Below are 16772 nucleotides of genomic sequence, written 5' to 3' on the forward strand. Positions count from 1 at the left end.
GCACGCCAAGCGGCGCAGTCCGGTTTACCCATCGTCGAGGATGCGGACGGGCCTTTCCCACTGGATCAGCACGGTGCAGCCCTGGTCCGAGCGAACGGAGTGCTGCGTCCCGGGCGGGTTGACCACAAGCGCGCCGACCTCGTGGCGGCCGTTCTCGTCGGTCTGCGCGCCGTCCAGCACCAGAACCGTCTCCAGCCCCGGATGGCTATGCAGCGGCACGGTCGCGCCCGGCGAATAGCGCAGCAGCGCCACGTCCGGCGGCCCCTGCACCAGGCGGCAGATCTCGACCCCGTCGCGGAATGGCTCGAAAACCATGTCGCGCCAGCCGCCGGCAAGCAGGGCGGGAAAGCTGCGCGCCTCAGCCATGATCGCCCCCGATCCCGGCAAGGATCGCCGCCACCGGCGCGGTCCAGCCCACAATCGCCCCCTGCGCGCGGATCATCTCGAACGTTGCCTGCCGGAAGGCCGGGAAGTAGCTTTCGGTCGCGTCCTCGGCCAGAAGGCATTCATAGCCGCGGTCATTGGCCTCGCGCATGGTGGTCTGCACGCAGACCTCCGTCGTCACACCCGCGAACAGAAGCTGCCGCAGTCCCATCCCGGTCAGCACCTCGGCCAGGGGCGTGGCGTGGAAGGCGCCCTTTCCGGGCTTGTCGATCACCGTCTCGCCCGGCAACGGCGCAAGTTCAGGCACGATTTCGGCCCCCGGTTCGCCCGCGATCAGGATGCGTCCCATAGGGCCGCGATCGCCGATCGTGGGCGTGGCACCACCCCGCGCCCGCTTGGCCGGTGGACAGTCGGACAGGTCCGGGCGGTGACATTCGCGCGTGTGGATCACAGGCAGTCCCGCGGCGCGCACCCCGTCCAGCAGCGCGCGCACCGCGGGGATGATCGCCTGCAGCGGCGCGACATCATTTCCCAGCGCGGCGCCGAAGCCCCCCGGTTCGATGAAATCGCGCTGCATGTCGATCACGATCAGCCCGATCCCGCCGCGCCGCAGCGGAAAATCGAACGGCTCGGCGCGGATCACGCTCATGCGTGGCCTCCCATGTGCTGGCCCAGTGTCGCCGGGTCCGATGCAGCGGCGGTGGTTTCGTGAACGATCCGCCCCTCGGACATGACCAGCACCCGGTCGGACAGCTCCAGGATCTCGTCCAGATCCTCGGACATCAGCAGCACACCGGCGCCCGCGTTCCGCGCTGCCATGATCCGCGCACGGATCTCGGACACAGCCGACACATCCAGCCCGAAGCACGGGTTGGAAATGACGAGCACATCCACGTCGCCGGTCAACTCGCGGGCCAGCACCGCGCGCTGCACGTTGCCGCCTGACAGCGCCGCGATGGGTGCATCAAGCGAGGCCGCCTTGACCTTGAACGCGGCAACAAGATCAGCCGCGCGGGCGCGCATTTCGCGCCCCGACAGCCAGAAACGGGTGCCGCTGCCGTTCAGATCGAAGCTGCGAAAGCCGATGTTCTCGGCCACCGACATGCGCGGCGCGCAAGCGTTGTGCAGCGGTTCCTCGGGAAGATAGCGCACCGCGCGCAGCCGCGCCTCGGCCCGGCTGGCGGTGTAGGGCGCGCCCTTGACCTCGATCTCGCCAGCCTCCAGCGGGCGCTGCCCGGTGAGGATTTCCATCAGTTCCATCTGGCCGTTGCCCGAGATGCCTGCGATGCCCACGATCTCGCCCGCGCGAACCTGGAGCGCGTCGATGGCGATGTCCTTCAGACCGGACCGGTCCCGCGCCCGTGCGGCGCGCAGCGCCAGCACCGGCGCGCCCGCTCTGCCGGTGCGCGGGGCGGGTTCGGCGATGGCGGCGTCTCCCATCATCATCGCCGCCATGTCGGAATGCGACAGGTCAGCGACGCGCCCACCGCCGACCAGCCGACCGCGCCGCAACACCGACACCTCGTCGGCGAAGGCGGTCACCTCACGGAACTTGTGGGTGATCATCAGCACGGTGATCTGCCCAGCCTCGCACAGCGCGCGGACATGGCCCAGCACCTCATCCGCCTCGTCGGGCGTGAGAACGGATGTCGGTTCGTCGAGGATCAGGAAGCGCCGCCCGAGATAGAGCTGCTTGAGAATCTCCAGCTTCTGCTTCTCGCCCGCCGCGAGCGCCCGGACCGGCTGATCGAGCGGCACGCGGAACGGCATCCGGTCCATGAAGGCCGCCAACGCCGCGCGTTCGGCGCGCCAGTCGATGACCCTTGGCGCGTCGGGGCGGCTGATCACGAGGTTCTCGGCGGCGGTCAGCGACGGGACCAGCGTAAAATGCTGGTAGACCATCCCAAGACCCAGCGCATGCGCCGCGCGCGGATCTGGCACCCGCGCCTCGCGCCCGGCGACCAGCATCTCGCCCGCCGTGGCATGGTAGAAGCCCATCATGCATTTGACGAGCGTGGACTTGCCCGCGCCGTTCTCGCCCAGCAGCGCGTGAAAGCTGCCCGGCGCTATGCGGATCGACACGTCGTCAAGCGCCGTGAACGCGCCGAAGCGCATCGTCATGTGCAACGTTTCGACCCCGATGGCGCCCTGCGGCAGGTCGGGGGTCATGGCAGCGCAGCCAGCAGCGTGGCGCTGTCCGCGACCGCACCGAATACGCCACCCTGCATCGTGACCATCTTCAGCGCGGCGTCGTGGTTGCCCTTGTCCGTCGCGCCGCAGCAGTCGGACAGAACGAGGCATTCGAAGCCGCGATCGTTCGCCTCGCGCATGGTGGTGGAGACACACACGTCGGTTGTGATGCCTGTGAGTATCAGGTTGTCTATCCCACGGGTGCGCAGCATGAGTTCCAGATCGGTTGCGCAGAAACTGCCCTTGCCGGGCTTGTCGATGATCGGCTCGCCTTCCAGCGGGGCAAGTTCGGGGATGATGTCCCAGCCCGGTTCGCCGCGCACGAGGATCTTTCCGCAGGGGCCCGGATCGCCGATGCCCGCGCCGATCTGCCGGGAGCGCCAGCGCTTGTTGGCGGGCAGGTCCGACAGGTCGGGCCGGTGCCCTTCACGGGTGTGGATCACGTGAAACCCACCTGCGCGCATCGCTGCCAGCACCGCGCGGATCGGTTCGATCGGGGCGCGGGTCAGAGACAGGTCATACCCCATCTTGTCGACATAGCCGCCCTCCCCGCAGAAATCGGTCTGCATGTCGATGATCACGAGCGCGGTGTTGCCGGGGCGCAGATCGCCGTTCCATGGCCAGGCATAGGGGTCGGCCACAACGGTGCGGGGCGCCGCATCCTTCATTCCGCTGCCTCCTTGCGGACCGGCGCGTAGGTCCGCGTCGGTGCATCGAAACCGCAGGAGGTGCCGTCGGTCACTTTCACTTCGTCCTCCCAGGGCAGGCGGTACTGCCCCGCCGCAAGGTCTGTCATGTAGGTATAGGGACAATCCTGCGCGCCGCCCTTCACTGCGACATAGCCGCGATGGCCGAACTGGTAGATGTTGTTCTCCACCCCCCAGTGCACGCGGGCCTCGCGCACGAGGTCGGGACGCACCTCGGCGGTGATGATCTCGTCGGCGCGGCCGGTGGTGCCGTGGGCGATGGTGCTGCCGTCGAAGTTGCAGATCATCCCCTCGCCCATGCTGTCGAAGGTGCCGTCGGACCCGCACATGCAGACATTCGCCGTGACCATCAGGTTGCAGAAGGCGTTGGACTGGTTGGTAAAGCGCCAACTTTCGCGGATCGGCGCGGTGTAGCCGGCGGTACGAAGCATGATCTCGGCCCCCTTGTAGGCCGCTTCGCGGGCCATCTCGGGGAACATGCCGTCGTGGCAGATTATCAGGGACAGCTTGCAGCCCTTCGGCCCGTCGATCACCGGGATGCCCAGGTCGCCCGGCTCCCATGGTTCGACGGGCACCCAGGGGTGCAGCTTGCGGTAGTAAAGCTGCATCTCGCCGGTGTTGTCGATGACGATGCCTGAATTGAAAGGATTGCCGTTCTGGTTGGCCTCCATGATGGAAAAGCAGCCCCAGATGTCATGCTCGATGCAGGCGGCCTTGAGCGCGGCGACCTCGGGCCCGTCCAGATCGCACATGATCTCGGGGTTGGTGTCCATCGACAGGCCGTGCAGCATGTATTCGGGGAAGACGACCAGATCCATGCCCGCGTTGTTGCGCCGGGCCTTGCCGACCAGCTCAACCACGCGCGCGGTCTGCGCGGTCAGATCGGCCTTCGTCTTCACGTCGGGCAATTGCAGTTGCACCAGCCCGATGACGACGCCGTTCGGTGACTTGTTGAGGCCTCCCAGACCGTTCATGGCGTTCTCCTTACTTGGTGATGGACAGTTCGCCCGGCGCCCCGGTCATGGCGCGGTGCGGCGACGAAGTGGCGATCAGCACGCCGAGCGTCAGCACGTAGGGCGCGGCGTAATAGAGGTAGTAGCCTTCCGACACGCCGACCGATTGCAGCGCCGGGCCAAGCGCCCCGGCCCCGCCGAACAGCAGTGCCGCGCCGAAGCAGGCGACCGGATTCCAGCGCGCGAAGATCACGAGCGCGACCGCCATCAACCCCTGCCCCGACGAGATGCCTTCGTTCCAGCTGCCGGGATAGTAGAGCGACAGGTAAGCGCCGCCGACCCCGGCGAAGGCGCCGCCGGCCGCCGTGGCCAGCGTGCGGATCAGCGCGGGACGCAACCCCATCGCGCGGGCCGCATCGGTGCTGTCTCCAACGACACGGATGATCAACCCGACGCGGGTGGCGCGGAACATCCACCACATGGCGAAGGCCGCGGCAGCGCCGATCAGGAATAGCACGTTGACCTGCAGGGCGGCCTGCACCTGCGGCAGGTCAGACCACCAGCCCAGCGGGATCGCCGGCAGATCCGGCGCGACGGGTTGCACGAAGGGCTTGCCAAAATAGAACGCAAGCCCCATGCCGAGGATCATCATCGCGATACCGATAGCGATGTCGTTGACCCGCGGCAGCGAACATATAAGCCCGTGCACAAGGCCGAACAGCGCTCCGGCGACCGCTGCCGCCAGTACCCCTGCCCATGGCGACCCGGTCAGGTAGGCGACCGCGTAGCCGGACATCGCGCCAAACACGAGCGTGCCTTCGAGCCCGAGGTTGATGCGTCCAGACCGCTCGGTCAGCACTTCGCCGAGGCTGACGAACAGGAAGGGCGTCGAGACGCGGATCGCGCCGGCAAGGATCGCCAGCGGCACCGCCCAGATCCCAAGATCGGTCATCGCGTGCTCCAGCGTTCGGGGGCGAAGATCCGCAACCGCCCGTATAAGGTTTCACTGATCAGGATGGCCACGAAGACAAAGCCCTGCAGAACCAGCGTTGTGGCGTCGGGCAAGTCCATGCGGCGCTGCACGAGGCCGGAAGACGCCTCGAACCCCGCCAGCAGGATCGCAACGGGAATGATGGCCAGCGGGTTGTGCCGTGCGAGAAACGCTATGAGGATCCCGGTATAGCCGTAGCCCGAGGCAAGCGAGGCGTTGGCCGACCCGTGCACCGCCGCGACCTCGAAGAAACCAGCCAGTCCGGCGAAGGCACCGCCAAGCGCGGTGAACCCGAGGATCAGCCGCCCCACAGGCAGGCCCTGCACCTGCGCCGCGCGCACGTTGCCGCCCGCGATGCGCGCCGCGAAGCCCCATGTCGTGCGATCGATCAGTGCCCAGGCCAGCACGCAGCCCGCAATGCCGGCCAGCAGCCCCCAATGGACATCCCAGCCCGGCATGTCACCGACCCGAAGCGCATCGGCAAGCGGGGCGGTGGACGGCTTGTTGAGGCTGGCCGGATCGCGCAGCGGACCTTCGACGAGGTGGTTCATCAGCGCGATGGCGATATAGGCCAGCAGCAGACTGGCGATCGTTTCGTTCACCCCGCGCAGGTATCGCAGCGCGCCGACTGATCCGATCCACAGCCCGCCCACGACGCAAGCCGCCAATGCCATCAGCGGCAGCGCGACAGCGGCAGGTGCACCGGCCAGAGAGACGCCAAGTGCCCCGGCGGCCAGCCCGCCAAGGACGATAGCCCCCTCCCCGCCGATGACGACAAGACCGAGCCGGGCCGGAAGGGCGACACAAAGCGCTGCAAACAACAATGGCGCTGTGCGCGACAGGGTATTCTGCCACGAGAATGCCGTTCCGAACCCGGCCTTGTAGACCAGCGAAAAGAACTCCGCCGGCGATTTGCCCTGCATGAGCAGGAACAGGCTGAACACGGCGAACCCGGCCATCAGCGCCGCCAACGGCAGCACAACCGCCTCGGCCCGGCGCGCCACGCGGGCAAGCATGGCCCGAAGCGGCGCCCCGGTGGCGGGGCCGGAGATCCCGTGATCGGTCATGCCCGGCGCCGCGTCAGGAGGTCGACCCGATCACGCCTTCGACGAGGTATCCCATGCTTTCCAGCGCCACGTCGGTTTCCGCGAAGGCCTGCCCCTCGGTGGCGATGACATTGCCCGCGTTGTCCTTGAGCGGCCCCTTGATGACGGCGAAACCGCCCTTCATGATCTCGGCCTTCGTGGCCTCGAACTGGGCGCGTGCGGCGTCGGACACGGCCGGACCCAGCGGCGACATCTTGATGAATCCCTCGGCCAGACCGCCGCGCACGAAATTGTCGATCGACCCGCCGTTCATTGTGGTCGTGACCATGTCGGTATAAACCTGTGCCCAGTTCCATTCCGCCCCGGTCAGATACATGTCGGGTGCCAGCGGCGACTGGTCGGCGTGATAGCCGCACAGGAAGCAGCCACGCGACGCGGCGGTTTCCATCACGACCTTCGGTCCGTCCACGTGGCAGGTGATGACATCCGCGCCGCCGTCTGCCAGCGCGTTTGTCGCCTCGGCCTCTCGCACGGCCATCGACCATTCGCCCGTGAAGATGACCTGGCATGTGATGGACGGATCGACGGCCCGCGCGCCCAGCAGGAAAGAGTTGATGTTCAGCAGCACCTGCGGGATCGGCTTTGCGGCGACGAAGCCGATCTTCTTGGTCTTGGTGGCGTGCCCTGCGGCGATGCCGTTCAGGTACTGACCCATCCCGATGTATCCGAAATAGCTTCCAACGTTGGACGGGTGCTTGTCCGCCGACCAGAGCCCGCCGCAATGTTCGAACCGCAGGTCGGGATATTTCGGCGCGACCTCCAGGATATGGGGGTCGAAATAGCCGAACGATGTCGGGAACAGTAGCGTCGCGCCATCGAAGTTGATCATCGATTCCATCGACTTCTGCACATCGGTGGTTTCGGCGACGTTCTCCTCTTCCACGACGGTCACGCCCGCCATCGCCTTCACGGCTGCAGCCCCTTCGGCGTGGGCCTGATTATATCCGAAATCGTCCTTGGGGCCGACATAGATGAACCCGACCGTCAGATCGCCCGCAGCACTCACGGGCAGCGCCGACAGCGGCGCGACGGCGGCGGCACCGGCAAGGGCAGCACCCGACCGCAGAAAACCGCGCCGGGAAAAAGGATGGGTGGGCATGGGTGGGAACCTCCTGAAGGCTGAACGGGCCTGCGGCAGGGGGAAGTCCACCGCAGGCCGTCTTGGATAGGGCAACTATGGAATCTTGTTCCGCGCAGGTCGTCTGCTATGTTTGCACCGAAGCGATGCATTTCTTGCAGCAGTCAGGGCCGGATGCGCCACCTCACCCCACTGGGCTACATCGACGCGATCGCGCGCGCGGGGTCGATCCGCAAGGCGGCGGAACAACTGTCGATCACCTCGACGGCGCTGAACCGTCGCGTGCTCGCGCTTGAGGAAGAATTGGGCGCGCCGGTGTTCGAACGGCTGCCGCGCGGGGTGCGCCTGTCCACCGCGGGCGAGCTGCTGATCCAGCATATCCGCACTCAGGTGTCGGATGTTGAGAAGCTGAAGAGCCAGATCGCCGATCTGGCCGGGGAACGGCGCGGGCACGTATCCGTGGCCTGCAGCCAAGCGCTGCTGCCCTATGTTCTGCCCGAACAGATCGCGCGGTATCGTGCCAGCCACCCTGCGGTGACCTTCGGCGTGCATCTGCGGGACCGCGCTGCTGCCGAACAGGCGCTGGTCGATCATTCAGCCGACATCGCCGTGGTGTTCGAACCCGTCCGCCTGAGCGAGGTACAGGTGCTGGCCAGCGTGCCGCAGACGGTCTGCGCTGTGCTGCCCGCCGATCATCCGCTGGCTGCGCGCGACACGCTGCGTCTGCGCGACCTTGCGGGGGTGCCAATCGGCCTGCCGACCACGCCCTACGGCGTGCGGCACCTCATCGACCTTGCCTTGCAGCGGTCCACGGTGGAACTTTCGGTGGTCGTGCAGTCCGACAGTTTCGAGTTCCTGCGCAATTACCCGGCGCGCGAGGCGCTGGTCACCTTCCAGATCCCGTCCGGCCTTCCGTCCGGTGACCGCGACACCACGGCGGACGGGATCGTCAGCCGTCCGCTCGATCCGCGCGACGTACCCGCAGGGTTGTTGTACCTGTGCCAGTTGCGCGGGCGTACGCTTCCGGTCGCGGCGGCCAAGTTCGCAGCGCAACTGGAACGGTCCCTGCTGGAGGACTGATCCTCAGCGTTCGCCGCGCCGGTAGGGTTTCATCAGCGCCTGCGGCACCCGCGCCCGGCGCGACATCACCACCAGAGCGACGATGGACAGGATATAGGGCATCATCAGGAACAGCTGATAGGGCACGGCGCTGCCGAACACGGTCTGCAAACGGAGCTGGTAAGCGTCGAACATTGCGAACAGCAGCGCGCCGAACAGCGCTCGCCCCGGTCGCCATGTGGAGAACACTACCAGCGCGATGCACACCCAACCGCGCCCCTGCACCATCGTGGGGAAGAAGCTGTTGAATGCCGCCAGCGTCAGGAACGCACCGCCCATCGCCATCAGCGCCGATCCGACAATCACGGCGCCGTAGCGGATGCGGATAGGGTTCAAGCCCTGCGCCTCGGCGGCATGCGGGTTCTCGCCGGTCATGCGCACCGCAAGCCCCAGCGGCGTGCGGAACAGCACATAGGCCAGAACACCCGCCAGCGCGATCGCAAGGTAGGTCGGCGCGGTCTGGGAAAAGAGCGCCGGGCCGATCAGCGGCAGGCCCGATAATCCGGGGATCACGAGGGGCGCGAACGGTTCCACCGTGGGAGGCGTGCCCTGCACTTCGACCGCGAGACGGAAGATGTAGTAGGACAGCGAGGAGGCGAGCAGCGTGATCCCGAGGCCGGTGACGTGCTGCGACAGGCCAAGCGTCACCGTCAGCGCGGCGTGCACCAGCCCGAAGGCAGCGCCGGTCCCCGCCGCCACCAGCATCCCGGTCCAAAGATCCGCGCCCATGAACACCGCAAGCCAGCCCGCCATCGCGCCGAAGGTCATGATGCCCTCGATCCCGAGGTTAAGCACCCCTGCCCGCTCGCAAAGCAGCGCGCCGAGGGTGCCGAAGATCAGCGGAGTGGCGATGCGCAGTACCGACGACCACAACCCGACGGTGAACAGGATGTCGATCAGATCGGTCATCGGCGCACCCGGTAGGCGGTGAAGAACAGCGCTACGAGCATCGTGAGCAGTGACAGAGCGACAGTGACATCGGCGATGAAGCTGGGCACGTCCAGCGTGCGGGACATGCCGTCCGCGCCCACGAACATCGCCGCGACGAAGACCGCCGCCAGCACCACACCCAGCGGGTTCAGCCCGGCCAGCATAGCCACGACGATGCCGGAATAACCGAAGCCCGGCGACAGATCGGTGGTGACATAGCCCTTCACGCCCAGTACCTCGACCGCGCCGGCAAGGCCCGCCAGGCCGCCCGACAGGCAAGCGACACGGATCAGGGTGCCGGGGATCGGCACCCCGGCAAAACGCGCGGCCGCCGGGTTCAGGCCCGCCGCGCGCGATTGCATACCGAAGACGGTATGGCGCCCGATCAGGAACACCAAACCGGCCAGCGCACACGCGATGGCCAACCCGAGATGCAGGCGCGAGCGTTCGACGATGCGGGGCAGCGCGGCCTCTTCGACCACAGGCACGGATTGCGGCCAGCCGAAGGCCAACGGGTCCTTCAGGAACCCCTCCACCGCAAGAGAGACGAACAGGAGTACGATGAAGTTGCCCAGCAGCGTGGTGACCACCTCGTCCACCCCGAAGCGCAGGCGAAGCACAACCGGGATAACCAGTAGCATCATCCCGGCCAGCGCGCCCGAGAGCATCAAGGCTGCGATCAGTGCTGCGGGGGGCAGGCCCAGCGGGTTGGCAGCGCCAAGCGCGGCAACCGCCAGCGCCCCGGCATAGAGCTGCCCCTCGGCACCGATGTTCCAGACCTGCGCGCGGAACGCAACGGCAGCAGCAAGCCCGGTCAGGATCAGCGGCGTGGCGCGGGTCAGCGTTTCCGTGATCGCCAGCCGCGAGCCGAATGCCCCGGCAGCGATGCGCGCATAGGCTTCCAGCACCGGTGCGCCGGACAGCGCGATCAGCCCACCCGCAATCGTCAGCGCCACGGCAACGGCGACAAGCGGCGCCGCCAGCCCGAGCAGTGGTGAGGTTCGCGCGCGCCGTTCAAACCGCATCGGCCAGCCCCTCCCAGACGCCTGCCATCATCAGGCCCAGACGCCGTGCGTCCAGATGCGCGGCATCCACGGGCGGTGACAGCCGTCCGTTGACAATGGCCTGCGCACGGTCCGCGAGCGCGATCACCTCGTCAAGATCCTCCGAGATCAGCACGACGCCGGTCCCACCCCGCGCGGCGGCCAGCAGTTCGGCATGGACTGCGGCGATGGCGCCCTCGTCCAGCCCGCGGGTCGGCTGCGCGGCGACCAGCACGCGGGGCGCGTCAACAAGGTTCCGCCCGAGGATCAGTTTCTGCATGTTACCCCCGGAGAGTTGCCGCGTCTCGGTGTCGGGGCCGCCGCCCCGCAGATCGAACCGCGCGGCGATGTCGGAGGCGAAGCGCCGCGCGGCCCCGCGCCTGACAATGCCCAGACGTGCGAAGCGCGGATCCGACAGCCGTTCAAGCACGGCGTTCTGCCAAATCGGGAAGCTTCCGACCGCGCCTTCGGTGTTGCGATCCTCGGGGATGCGGCCGACGCCCATCGCCGCCATGGTCCGCGCTGTCAAGCCACGCGCGTCCTGTCCGAGGATTCTGATCTGCCCGGCGGACGGGGTCGCGAGGCCGGACAGCAGGTGCGCGAGGGTGGTCTGACCGTTGCCGGAGACACCGATGATTCCCAGGATCTCGGACCCGCGCAGGGTGAAGTCGGCCCCCCGAAGCGGCGTGCCGCCCGGCATCGGCACATCGACGCCCCGCGCCTCGATCACCAGCGGTCCGGGCTGGGTAGGCTGCCGGACGGGGCGTTCCACCCGGCGACCGACCATCAGTTCCGCTAGCTCGGCCTGGGTGGTGGCGCCGGTCCGGCGCTCGGCGGTCACCCGCCCTGCGCGCAGCACGACGACGCGGTCGGCCCCGGCCATGACCTCGTGCAGCTTGTGCGAGATGAAGATGATTGACAGCCCCTGCCGCGCCATGTCGCGCAGCGTTTCGAACAGCCGTTCCGCCTCGGGGCGGGTCAGAACCGCCGTCGGTTCGTCGAGGATAAGGATGCGGGCGTCGTTGTAGAGCGCCTTGAGAATTTCGACCCGCTGCTGCTGGCCCACCGACAGCGCGCTGACATGGGCATCCGGATCCACAGCCAGCCCGAACCTCTCCGCCAGCGCCGCAAGCCGCTGCCGCGCCCGACCCTTGGCGGAGCGGGGCGCGAGCAGGGATTCTGTGCCGGTCATCACGTTCTCGAGCACGGTCAGGTTGGGTGCCAGCGTGAAATGCTGGTGCACCATGCCGACCCCGGCGGCGATGGCATCGCGCGGCACGCCAAGTCGCAGCGCCCGTCCATCCACCGTCACACTGCCCTCGTCGGGCATGTAGTGACCGAACAGGATGTTCATCAGCGTGGTCTTGCCAGCGCCGTTCTCACCCAGAAGGGCAAGAACCTCGCCACGGGCAAGATCGATGCTCACGTCCTCGTTCGCGGTGATCGCCCCAAACCGCTTCGTGATTCCGTCCAGACGAAGGATCGAATCGCCGCTCATGCGCGCGCTGTGCTCAAATCGGTCATCCCGTCGTTCGAGTCGGAGTACGCCCGCGCCACCGCCCGGCAGCGGCCACGGGCGCACCGGACAGGTCAGGTCAGGTCGGTTCGGACATGTCCACCGGCACTTCCAGCGTACCGGCCTTGATCGCCGCGCGCGCTTCTTCCATCGCGGGGATGGCGTCGGCGGGCACCATGCTTTCGGTATAGAGGATGTCGTTGCCGCCCTCCTTCATCAGGCAGTAGGGCGTGTAGTCGCGCGCATTCGGGCCACCCGCCTGCTTGTCCGCGACCGCTGCATCCAGCAATGGGCGGAAGTACCACATCGCGTTGGCGAAGACGGTTTCAGGGTAGCGCGGTGTGTAGTCGATCAGCGATCCGATCGCCTTGATGCCCCGTTCCTTCGCGGCGTCCGCCGTACCGATCCGTTCACCGAACAGGATGTCTGCCCCAGCGTCGATCTGCGCCAGACCCGCCTCGCGGGCCTTTGGCGGGTCGAAGAAGGTGCCGATGAAGCCGATCAGGTGTTCGGCATCGGGGCGCACCGCATCCACGCCGGCGCGGAAACCGTTGATCAGCAGGTTCACCTCGGGGATCGGGATGGCGCCGACCGACCCGAACTTGCCGGTCTCGCTCATCCGGCCGGCCAGCATACCGGCAAGGTAGGCCCCTTCGTGGTTCCATGTGCCGAACGTGCCGAAATTGTCGCCCGAGGGTTGGCCGCTCGATCCCATCAGGAAGGCGACCTGCGGATAGTCCTCCGCGATCTGGCGGATTTCGCGTTCAACGGCATAGGCCTCTCCGACGATCAGGTCCACGCCGCTTTCGGCGTATTCACGGGCCGCGCGACCATAATCGGTCGCGGCGATGCCTTCCGAGAACACGTATTCGATCGCGCCGTCCGACGCAGCTTCGACCATCGCGCCATGCAGGCGGGAATTCCACGCGTTCTCCACCGGGGAGGCGTGCAGCCCCGCCACCTTGAAGGTCGCCTGCCCGATCACCGGCGGCGCAGCCAGCACGAAGGTGCTTGCAGCGGCGCCTTTCAGGATGGTGCGGCGGGTCGGCCGGATCAGTGTTGCCATGGTCTGTCTCTCCTGTTGGTCTGCTGTGTCATTGCGATGCGGGGGCATAGGCGGCTGGGTCCACCGAAGCCGGGCGCCCCGGCAGATCGAGGGTGGCCACCTGCGGCGGGCTTGCGGCGATCACTTTGCCTGCGCGGATCACATGGAGGCGGTTGGCACGCAGGCGGATCGCCTCGATCGGGTCGGCGGCTTGCAGGATGACCATGTCGGCACGATTGCCCACCGCGATCCCGTAACCGTCAAGCCCGATGGCACGGGCGGCGTTGACCGTGACGGCGTCGAAGCACTGTGCGATGGCGGTACGGGATGTCATCTGCGCCACATGAAGGCCCATCGATGCGACTTCCAGCATGTCGCCGGACCCGAGCGAATACCACGGGTCCATCACGCAATCATGCCCGAAGGCGACGTTCAGCCCGGCCGCCATCAGTTCCGGCACACGCGTCTGGCCGCGCCGCTTGGGATAGACGTCATGGCGGCCCTGCAATGTGATGTTGATGAGGGGGTTCGCGACGACCTGAAGGTCAGCCTCCGCCATGAGCGGAATAAGCTTGGACACGTAATAGTTGTCCATCGAGTGCATGGAGGTGAGGTGCGAACCGACCACCCTTCCCTGCAGCCCATACCGCAGGGACTGCGCCGCAAGCGTTTCCACATGGCGCGAATGGGGATCGTCGCTTTCATCGCAATGCAGATCCACCGGCAGGCCCCGGTCTGCGGCGATCCGGCACAGCGCTTCGACCGAGGCCGCGCCGTCTGCCATCGTCCGTTCGAAATGCGGGATGCCGCCCACGACGTCCAGCCCCATGTCGAGCGCACGGTCGAGAAGCTCCACGGCGCCGGGGCTGCGCAGGTAGCCATCCTGCGGAAAGGCCACGAGTTGCAAGTCGATGTAGGGGCGGACCTGTTCTCGAACGGCGATCATCGCCTCGGCGGTAAGTAGGCGCGGGTCGGACACGTCGACATGGCTGCGGATCGCAAGCAGCCCCTTCGAGGCGGCAAGGTCGCAATATCGCAAGGCGCGATCGACCAGCCCGTCGAAAGTCAGAATCGGCTTCAATTCGCCCCAAAGCCCGATGCCTTCCAGCAAGGTGCCTGACCGGTTCATCCGAGGCATGCCAAGCGACAGTGTCGCGTCCATGTGGAAGTGCGGATCCACGAAAGGGGGACTGACAAGCCGACCATGAGCGGCGATGCGGGTGCCCGCCTCGGCGGCAACGCCGGGTTCAAGCGCTGCAATGCGCCCGCCTGATACCGCTATGTCCATGTTTCGCCGCCCGTCCGGCAGCGTCGCCCCTTCCACGATCAGATCGAACATGCCTGTCCCTGCCCTTCCACGCTGCTGTCGGGGGTTCCGACGTGCAGCATCATCCGCCCGGCCACGGTATTGCAACCCTGCCCCATCTTGCGGGCGCCCGATTCTTCATCGGCGCACATAAATGCAGCAATCTCTGCGCCGCACCGCCCCAGACTAGAGACCCAGCATCGCCCGGTTCGCCGCATCGTCGGTTCCGGCCCCGGCAAAATCATCGAACGCCTTTTCGGTCACGCGGATGATGTGATCCCTCACGAAGGCAGCGCCCTCCCGCGCGCCGTCCTCGGGGTGCTTCATGCAGCATTCCCATTCGACCACGGCCCATCCGTCGAAGCCGTATTGGGTCAGCTTGGAGAAGACTGCGCCGAAATCGACCTGCCCATCGCCGGGGCTGCGGAACCGTCCGGCGCGGTTCACCCACGACTGGTAGCCGCCGTAGACACCCTGCCGCCCAGTTGGGTTAAACTCGGCGTCCTTGACGTGAAACATCCCGATCCGCTCGTGATATATATCAATATTATCAATATAATCAAGAGCTTGTAAGACATAGTGAGATGGGTCGTACAGCATTCGTGCACGGGCGTGGCCCTGCACGCGTTCCAAGAACATCTCGAAGCTGATGCCGTCGTGCAAATCCTCGCCCGGGTGGATTTCATAGCAGATGTCGACGCCGCAGTCTTCGGCGTGATCCAGCAGCGGGCGCCAGCGGCGCGCCAGTTCGTCGAACGCCGCCTCGACCAGACCTGCCGGGCGCTGCGGCCACGGGTAGACATAGGGCCAAGCCAGCGCCCCGGAGAAACTCGCCATCGCGGTCAGGCCGAGATTGGCCGACGCGCTCAGCGCCTTTTTCACCTGGTCCACCGCCCAGGCCTGCCGCGCCGCCGGATTTCCATGCACCGATGGCGCCGCGAACCCGTCGAAGGCGATGTCATAGGCCGGGTGCACGGCCACCAGCTGTCCCTGAAGATGGGTGCTGAGTTCGGTGACGGTGATGCCATGTTCGGCAGCCTGGCCCTTGAAGGTGTCGCAGTAGTCCTTGGATCGCGCCGCTGCCTCCAGATCGAACAGGCGCGAATCCCAACTCGGCACCTGAACGCCCGCATAGCCGCATTCTGCCGCCCAATGGGTGATGGCAGGCCAGGAATTGAACGGCGCGTCATCCCCGGCGAATTGCGCCAGGAACAGCCCGGGGCCCTTGATTGTCTTCATGTCTTTCCCTCCCTCAGTGGTTGCGCACCGGCCTTGTCACGGCAGGTTTTCGCGCAGGATGATCTCGATTCTGATGCGTTCCTGCGATGCAAGGATTTCGCGCCCATCGCAGCGGGCCTGCAGGACCCGGATAGCACTACGCACCAGGTGGCCGGTGTTCTGCGTGATGATCGCATCCAATTCACCAGCCAGAAGCGCGGCGCGCGTGAGGGGCGTCAGTTCATGGGCGATGACCACGAGTCGCGCCAGACGTCCCTTCTCGCGGAGCGCATCGATCAGGGCGCCATTGCCGGTGGACAGCGAATAGACGCCGACGATATCGGACCTTGCCGCAAAGGCATTTTGCAGGATCGCCGCCATGCGCTGCGGGTCGTCATGGGCCTCTAGCGTAGGAAGGCAGTGCACCGCAGGAAACTCGGTGCCGATCAGGCTGTCGAAACCGAAGCGACGTTCAAGGCTGTCGCGCGCCCGGATCGAACTTGCGACCACCAGTACCGGCCCTCCGGATGGGGGCAGGAACCGGCCCATCAGCCGGGCTGCGGTGCGCCCGGCCGCGTCATTGTCGATCCCGACGAAATGATCGCGGTCGGATTGCGGTTGGTCCGCGACCAGCGCCACGACCGGGGTACCGCCGCGGCGAAGCCGGGCCACCGCATCGCGCACTTGCGGACTTTCCGGCGCCATCACTGCCACCCCGTCGACCTTGCCCGCGCCAAGAGCGACAAGCGTGGCGGCAAGCGCATGGGGATCATGCACCGGCACATGACACACCTCAAGCATCACACGGTCGGTCAACTGGCTTTCGCGGGCCTCCTCCAGCGCGGAAAGGATGGTTCCAACGAACCGGCTCTGGCCGTCTGGCAGAAGAAAGGCGAAGCGGTAAACCCGGCGCCGGGCAAGGTTGGCCGCGCCCTGGTCACGCACATAGCCGATGGCGCGGATCGCTTCCTCGACACGTGCAACGGTTTGCTTGCGCACCCCCGGCCGCGCGTTCAAGACCCGGTCCACCGTTGCGAGGCTCACACCGGCATGCCGCGCGATATCGTGCACAGTGGGTCGTACCATCGCGGACAGCGCCCCCTTCCCTCTTGCGCAAGGTTAGATCGCCTCGTTGAGGTACGTCAATCAGTGATCGACCGACGTGCTGCCGCGCCGACTTGCCCGG

The 16772-nt window shown here is 66.7% G+C and carries 17 protein-coding genes; 1 reads left to right on the forward strand and 16 read right to left on the reverse strand.

The window, feature by feature from the left end:
* Positions 1-24: 24 nt before the first annotated feature.
* From DKT77_RS10860 to DKT77_RS10895, 8 genes are read right to left on the reverse strand one after another with little or no spacing between them, the layout of a single operon-like run.
* The gene (locus tag DKT77_RS10860) at positions 25-366 is read right to left on the reverse strand and encodes a cupin domain-containing protein (RefSeq protein ID WP_109811718.1); all 342 of its coding nucleotides are present in this window, start codon (positions 364-366) and stop codon (positions 25-27) included.
* Positions 359-1033 (reverse strand): cysteine hydrolase family protein, encoded by a 675-nt coding sequence (locus tag DKT77_RS10865; RefSeq protein ID WP_109811719.1) that lies wholly within the window; start codon positions 1031-1033, stop codon positions 359-361. Before DKT77_RS10865 ends, DKT77_RS10860 begins: the two co-directional genes overlap by 8 nt.
* Complete coding sequence (locus DKT77_RS10870; RefSeq protein WP_109811720.1) at positions 1030-2553, reverse strand: ABC transporter ATP-binding protein; 1524 nt, start codon at positions 2551-2553, stop codon at positions 1030-1032. The genes DKT77_RS10865 and DKT77_RS10870 overlap by 4 nt, the downstream gene beginning before the upstream one ends.
* Positions 2550-3242 carry a biuret amidohydrolase gene (biuH, locus tag DKT77_RS10875; RefSeq protein WP_109811721.1) on the reverse strand — a complete coding sequence of 231 codons (693 nt, stop codon included), beginning with the start codon at positions 3240-3242 and terminating at the stop codon, positions 2550-2552. Before biuH ends, DKT77_RS10870 begins: the two co-directional genes overlap by 4 nt.
* Entirely contained in the window at positions 3239-4255 is a 1017-nt protein-coding gene (locus tag DKT77_RS10880) for a formamidase (protein WP_109811722.1), read from the reverse strand. Before DKT77_RS10880 ends, biuH begins: the two co-directional genes overlap by 4 nt.
* A gap of 10 nt (positions 4256-4265) precedes the next feature.
* Positions 4266-5186 carry an ABC transporter permease gene (locus DKT77_RS10885; protein WP_109811723.1) on the reverse strand — a complete coding sequence of 307 codons (921 nt, stop codon included), beginning with the start codon at positions 5184-5186 and terminating at the stop codon, positions 4266-4268.
* Positions 5183-6292, reverse strand: a complete 1110-nt coding sequence (locus DKT77_RS10890; protein ID WP_109811724.1) for an ABC transporter permease — start codon at positions 6290-6292, stop codon at positions 5183-5185. Before DKT77_RS10890 ends, DKT77_RS10885 begins: the two co-directional genes overlap by 4 nt.
* Before the next feature lie 13 nt (positions 6293-6305).
* A complete protein-coding gene (locus tag DKT77_RS10895) occupies positions 6306-7430 on the reverse strand; it encodes a BMP family ABC transporter substrate-binding protein (protein ID WP_109811725.1) in 1125 nt (374 codons plus the stop codon).
* A 153-nt stretch (positions 7431-7583) separates the two neighbouring features.
* Between DKT77_RS10895 and DKT77_RS10900 the strand changes: the two genes are divergently transcribed.
* Positions 7584-8489 (forward strand): LysR family transcriptional regulator, encoded by a 906-nt coding sequence (locus DKT77_RS10900; protein WP_109811726.1) that lies wholly within the window; start codon positions 7584-7586, stop codon positions 8487-8489.
* 3 nt (positions 8490-8492) lie between these two features.
* Here the strand turns inward: DKT77_RS10900 and DKT77_RS10905 are convergent, their stop codons facing one another.
* The 8 genes from DKT77_RS10905 to DKT77_RS10935 form a co-directional block, all read right to left on the reverse strand.
* A complete protein-coding gene (locus DKT77_RS10905) occupies positions 8493-9437 on the reverse strand; it encodes an ABC transporter permease (RefSeq protein ID WP_109811727.1) in 945 nt (314 codons plus the stop codon).
* Positions 9434-10483, reverse strand: coding sequence for an ABC transporter permease (locus DKT77_RS10910; protein ID WP_109811728.1), 1050 nt, complete (start codon positions 10481-10483; stop codon positions 9434-9436). The genes DKT77_RS10905 and DKT77_RS10910 overlap by 4 nt, the downstream gene beginning before the upstream one ends.
* Positions 10473-11999 (reverse strand): ABC transporter ATP-binding protein, encoded by a 1527-nt coding sequence (locus DKT77_RS10915; RefSeq protein WP_109811729.1) that lies wholly within the window; start codon positions 11997-11999, stop codon positions 10473-10475. The genes DKT77_RS10910 and DKT77_RS10915 overlap by 11 nt, the downstream gene beginning before the upstream one ends.
* 97 nt (positions 12000-12096) lie before the next feature.
* Positions 12097-13083 carry a BMP family protein gene (locus DKT77_RS10920; protein WP_109811730.1) on the reverse strand — a complete coding sequence of 329 codons (987 nt, stop codon included), beginning with the start codon at positions 13081-13083 and terminating at the stop codon, positions 12097-12099.
* A gap of 28 nt (positions 13084-13111) precedes the next feature.
* Positions 13112-14401 carry an amidohydrolase family protein gene (locus DKT77_RS10925; protein WP_109811731.1) on the reverse strand — a complete coding sequence of 430 codons (1290 nt, stop codon included), beginning with the start codon at positions 14399-14401 and terminating at the stop codon, positions 13112-13114.
* Positions 14389-14520, reverse strand: a complete 132-nt coding sequence (locus DKT77_RS21355; protein ID WP_274520078.1) for a hypothetical protein — start codon at positions 14518-14520, stop codon at positions 14389-14391. Before DKT77_RS21355 ends, DKT77_RS10925 begins: the two co-directional genes overlap by 13 nt.
* Positions 14521-14554: 34 nt before the next feature.
* Complete coding sequence (locus tag DKT77_RS10930; protein WP_109811732.1) at positions 14555-15607, reverse strand: sugar phosphate isomerase/epimerase family protein; 1053 nt, start codon at positions 15605-15607, stop codon at positions 14555-14557.
* A gap of 36 nt (positions 15608-15643) precedes the next feature.
* Positions 15644-16672 carry a LacI family DNA-binding transcriptional regulator gene (locus tag DKT77_RS10935; protein WP_109811733.1) on the reverse strand — a complete coding sequence of 343 codons (1029 nt, stop codon included), beginning with the start codon at positions 16670-16672 and terminating at the stop codon, positions 15644-15646.
* Positions 16673-16772: the final 100 nt, after the last annotated feature.

The organism is Meridianimarinicoccus roseus (assembly GCF_003172915.1).
In the GTDB taxonomy this organism is placed as follows: Bacteria; Pseudomonadota; Alphaproteobacteria; order Rhodobacterales; family Rhodobacteraceae; genus Meridianimarinicoccus; species Meridianimarinicoccus roseus.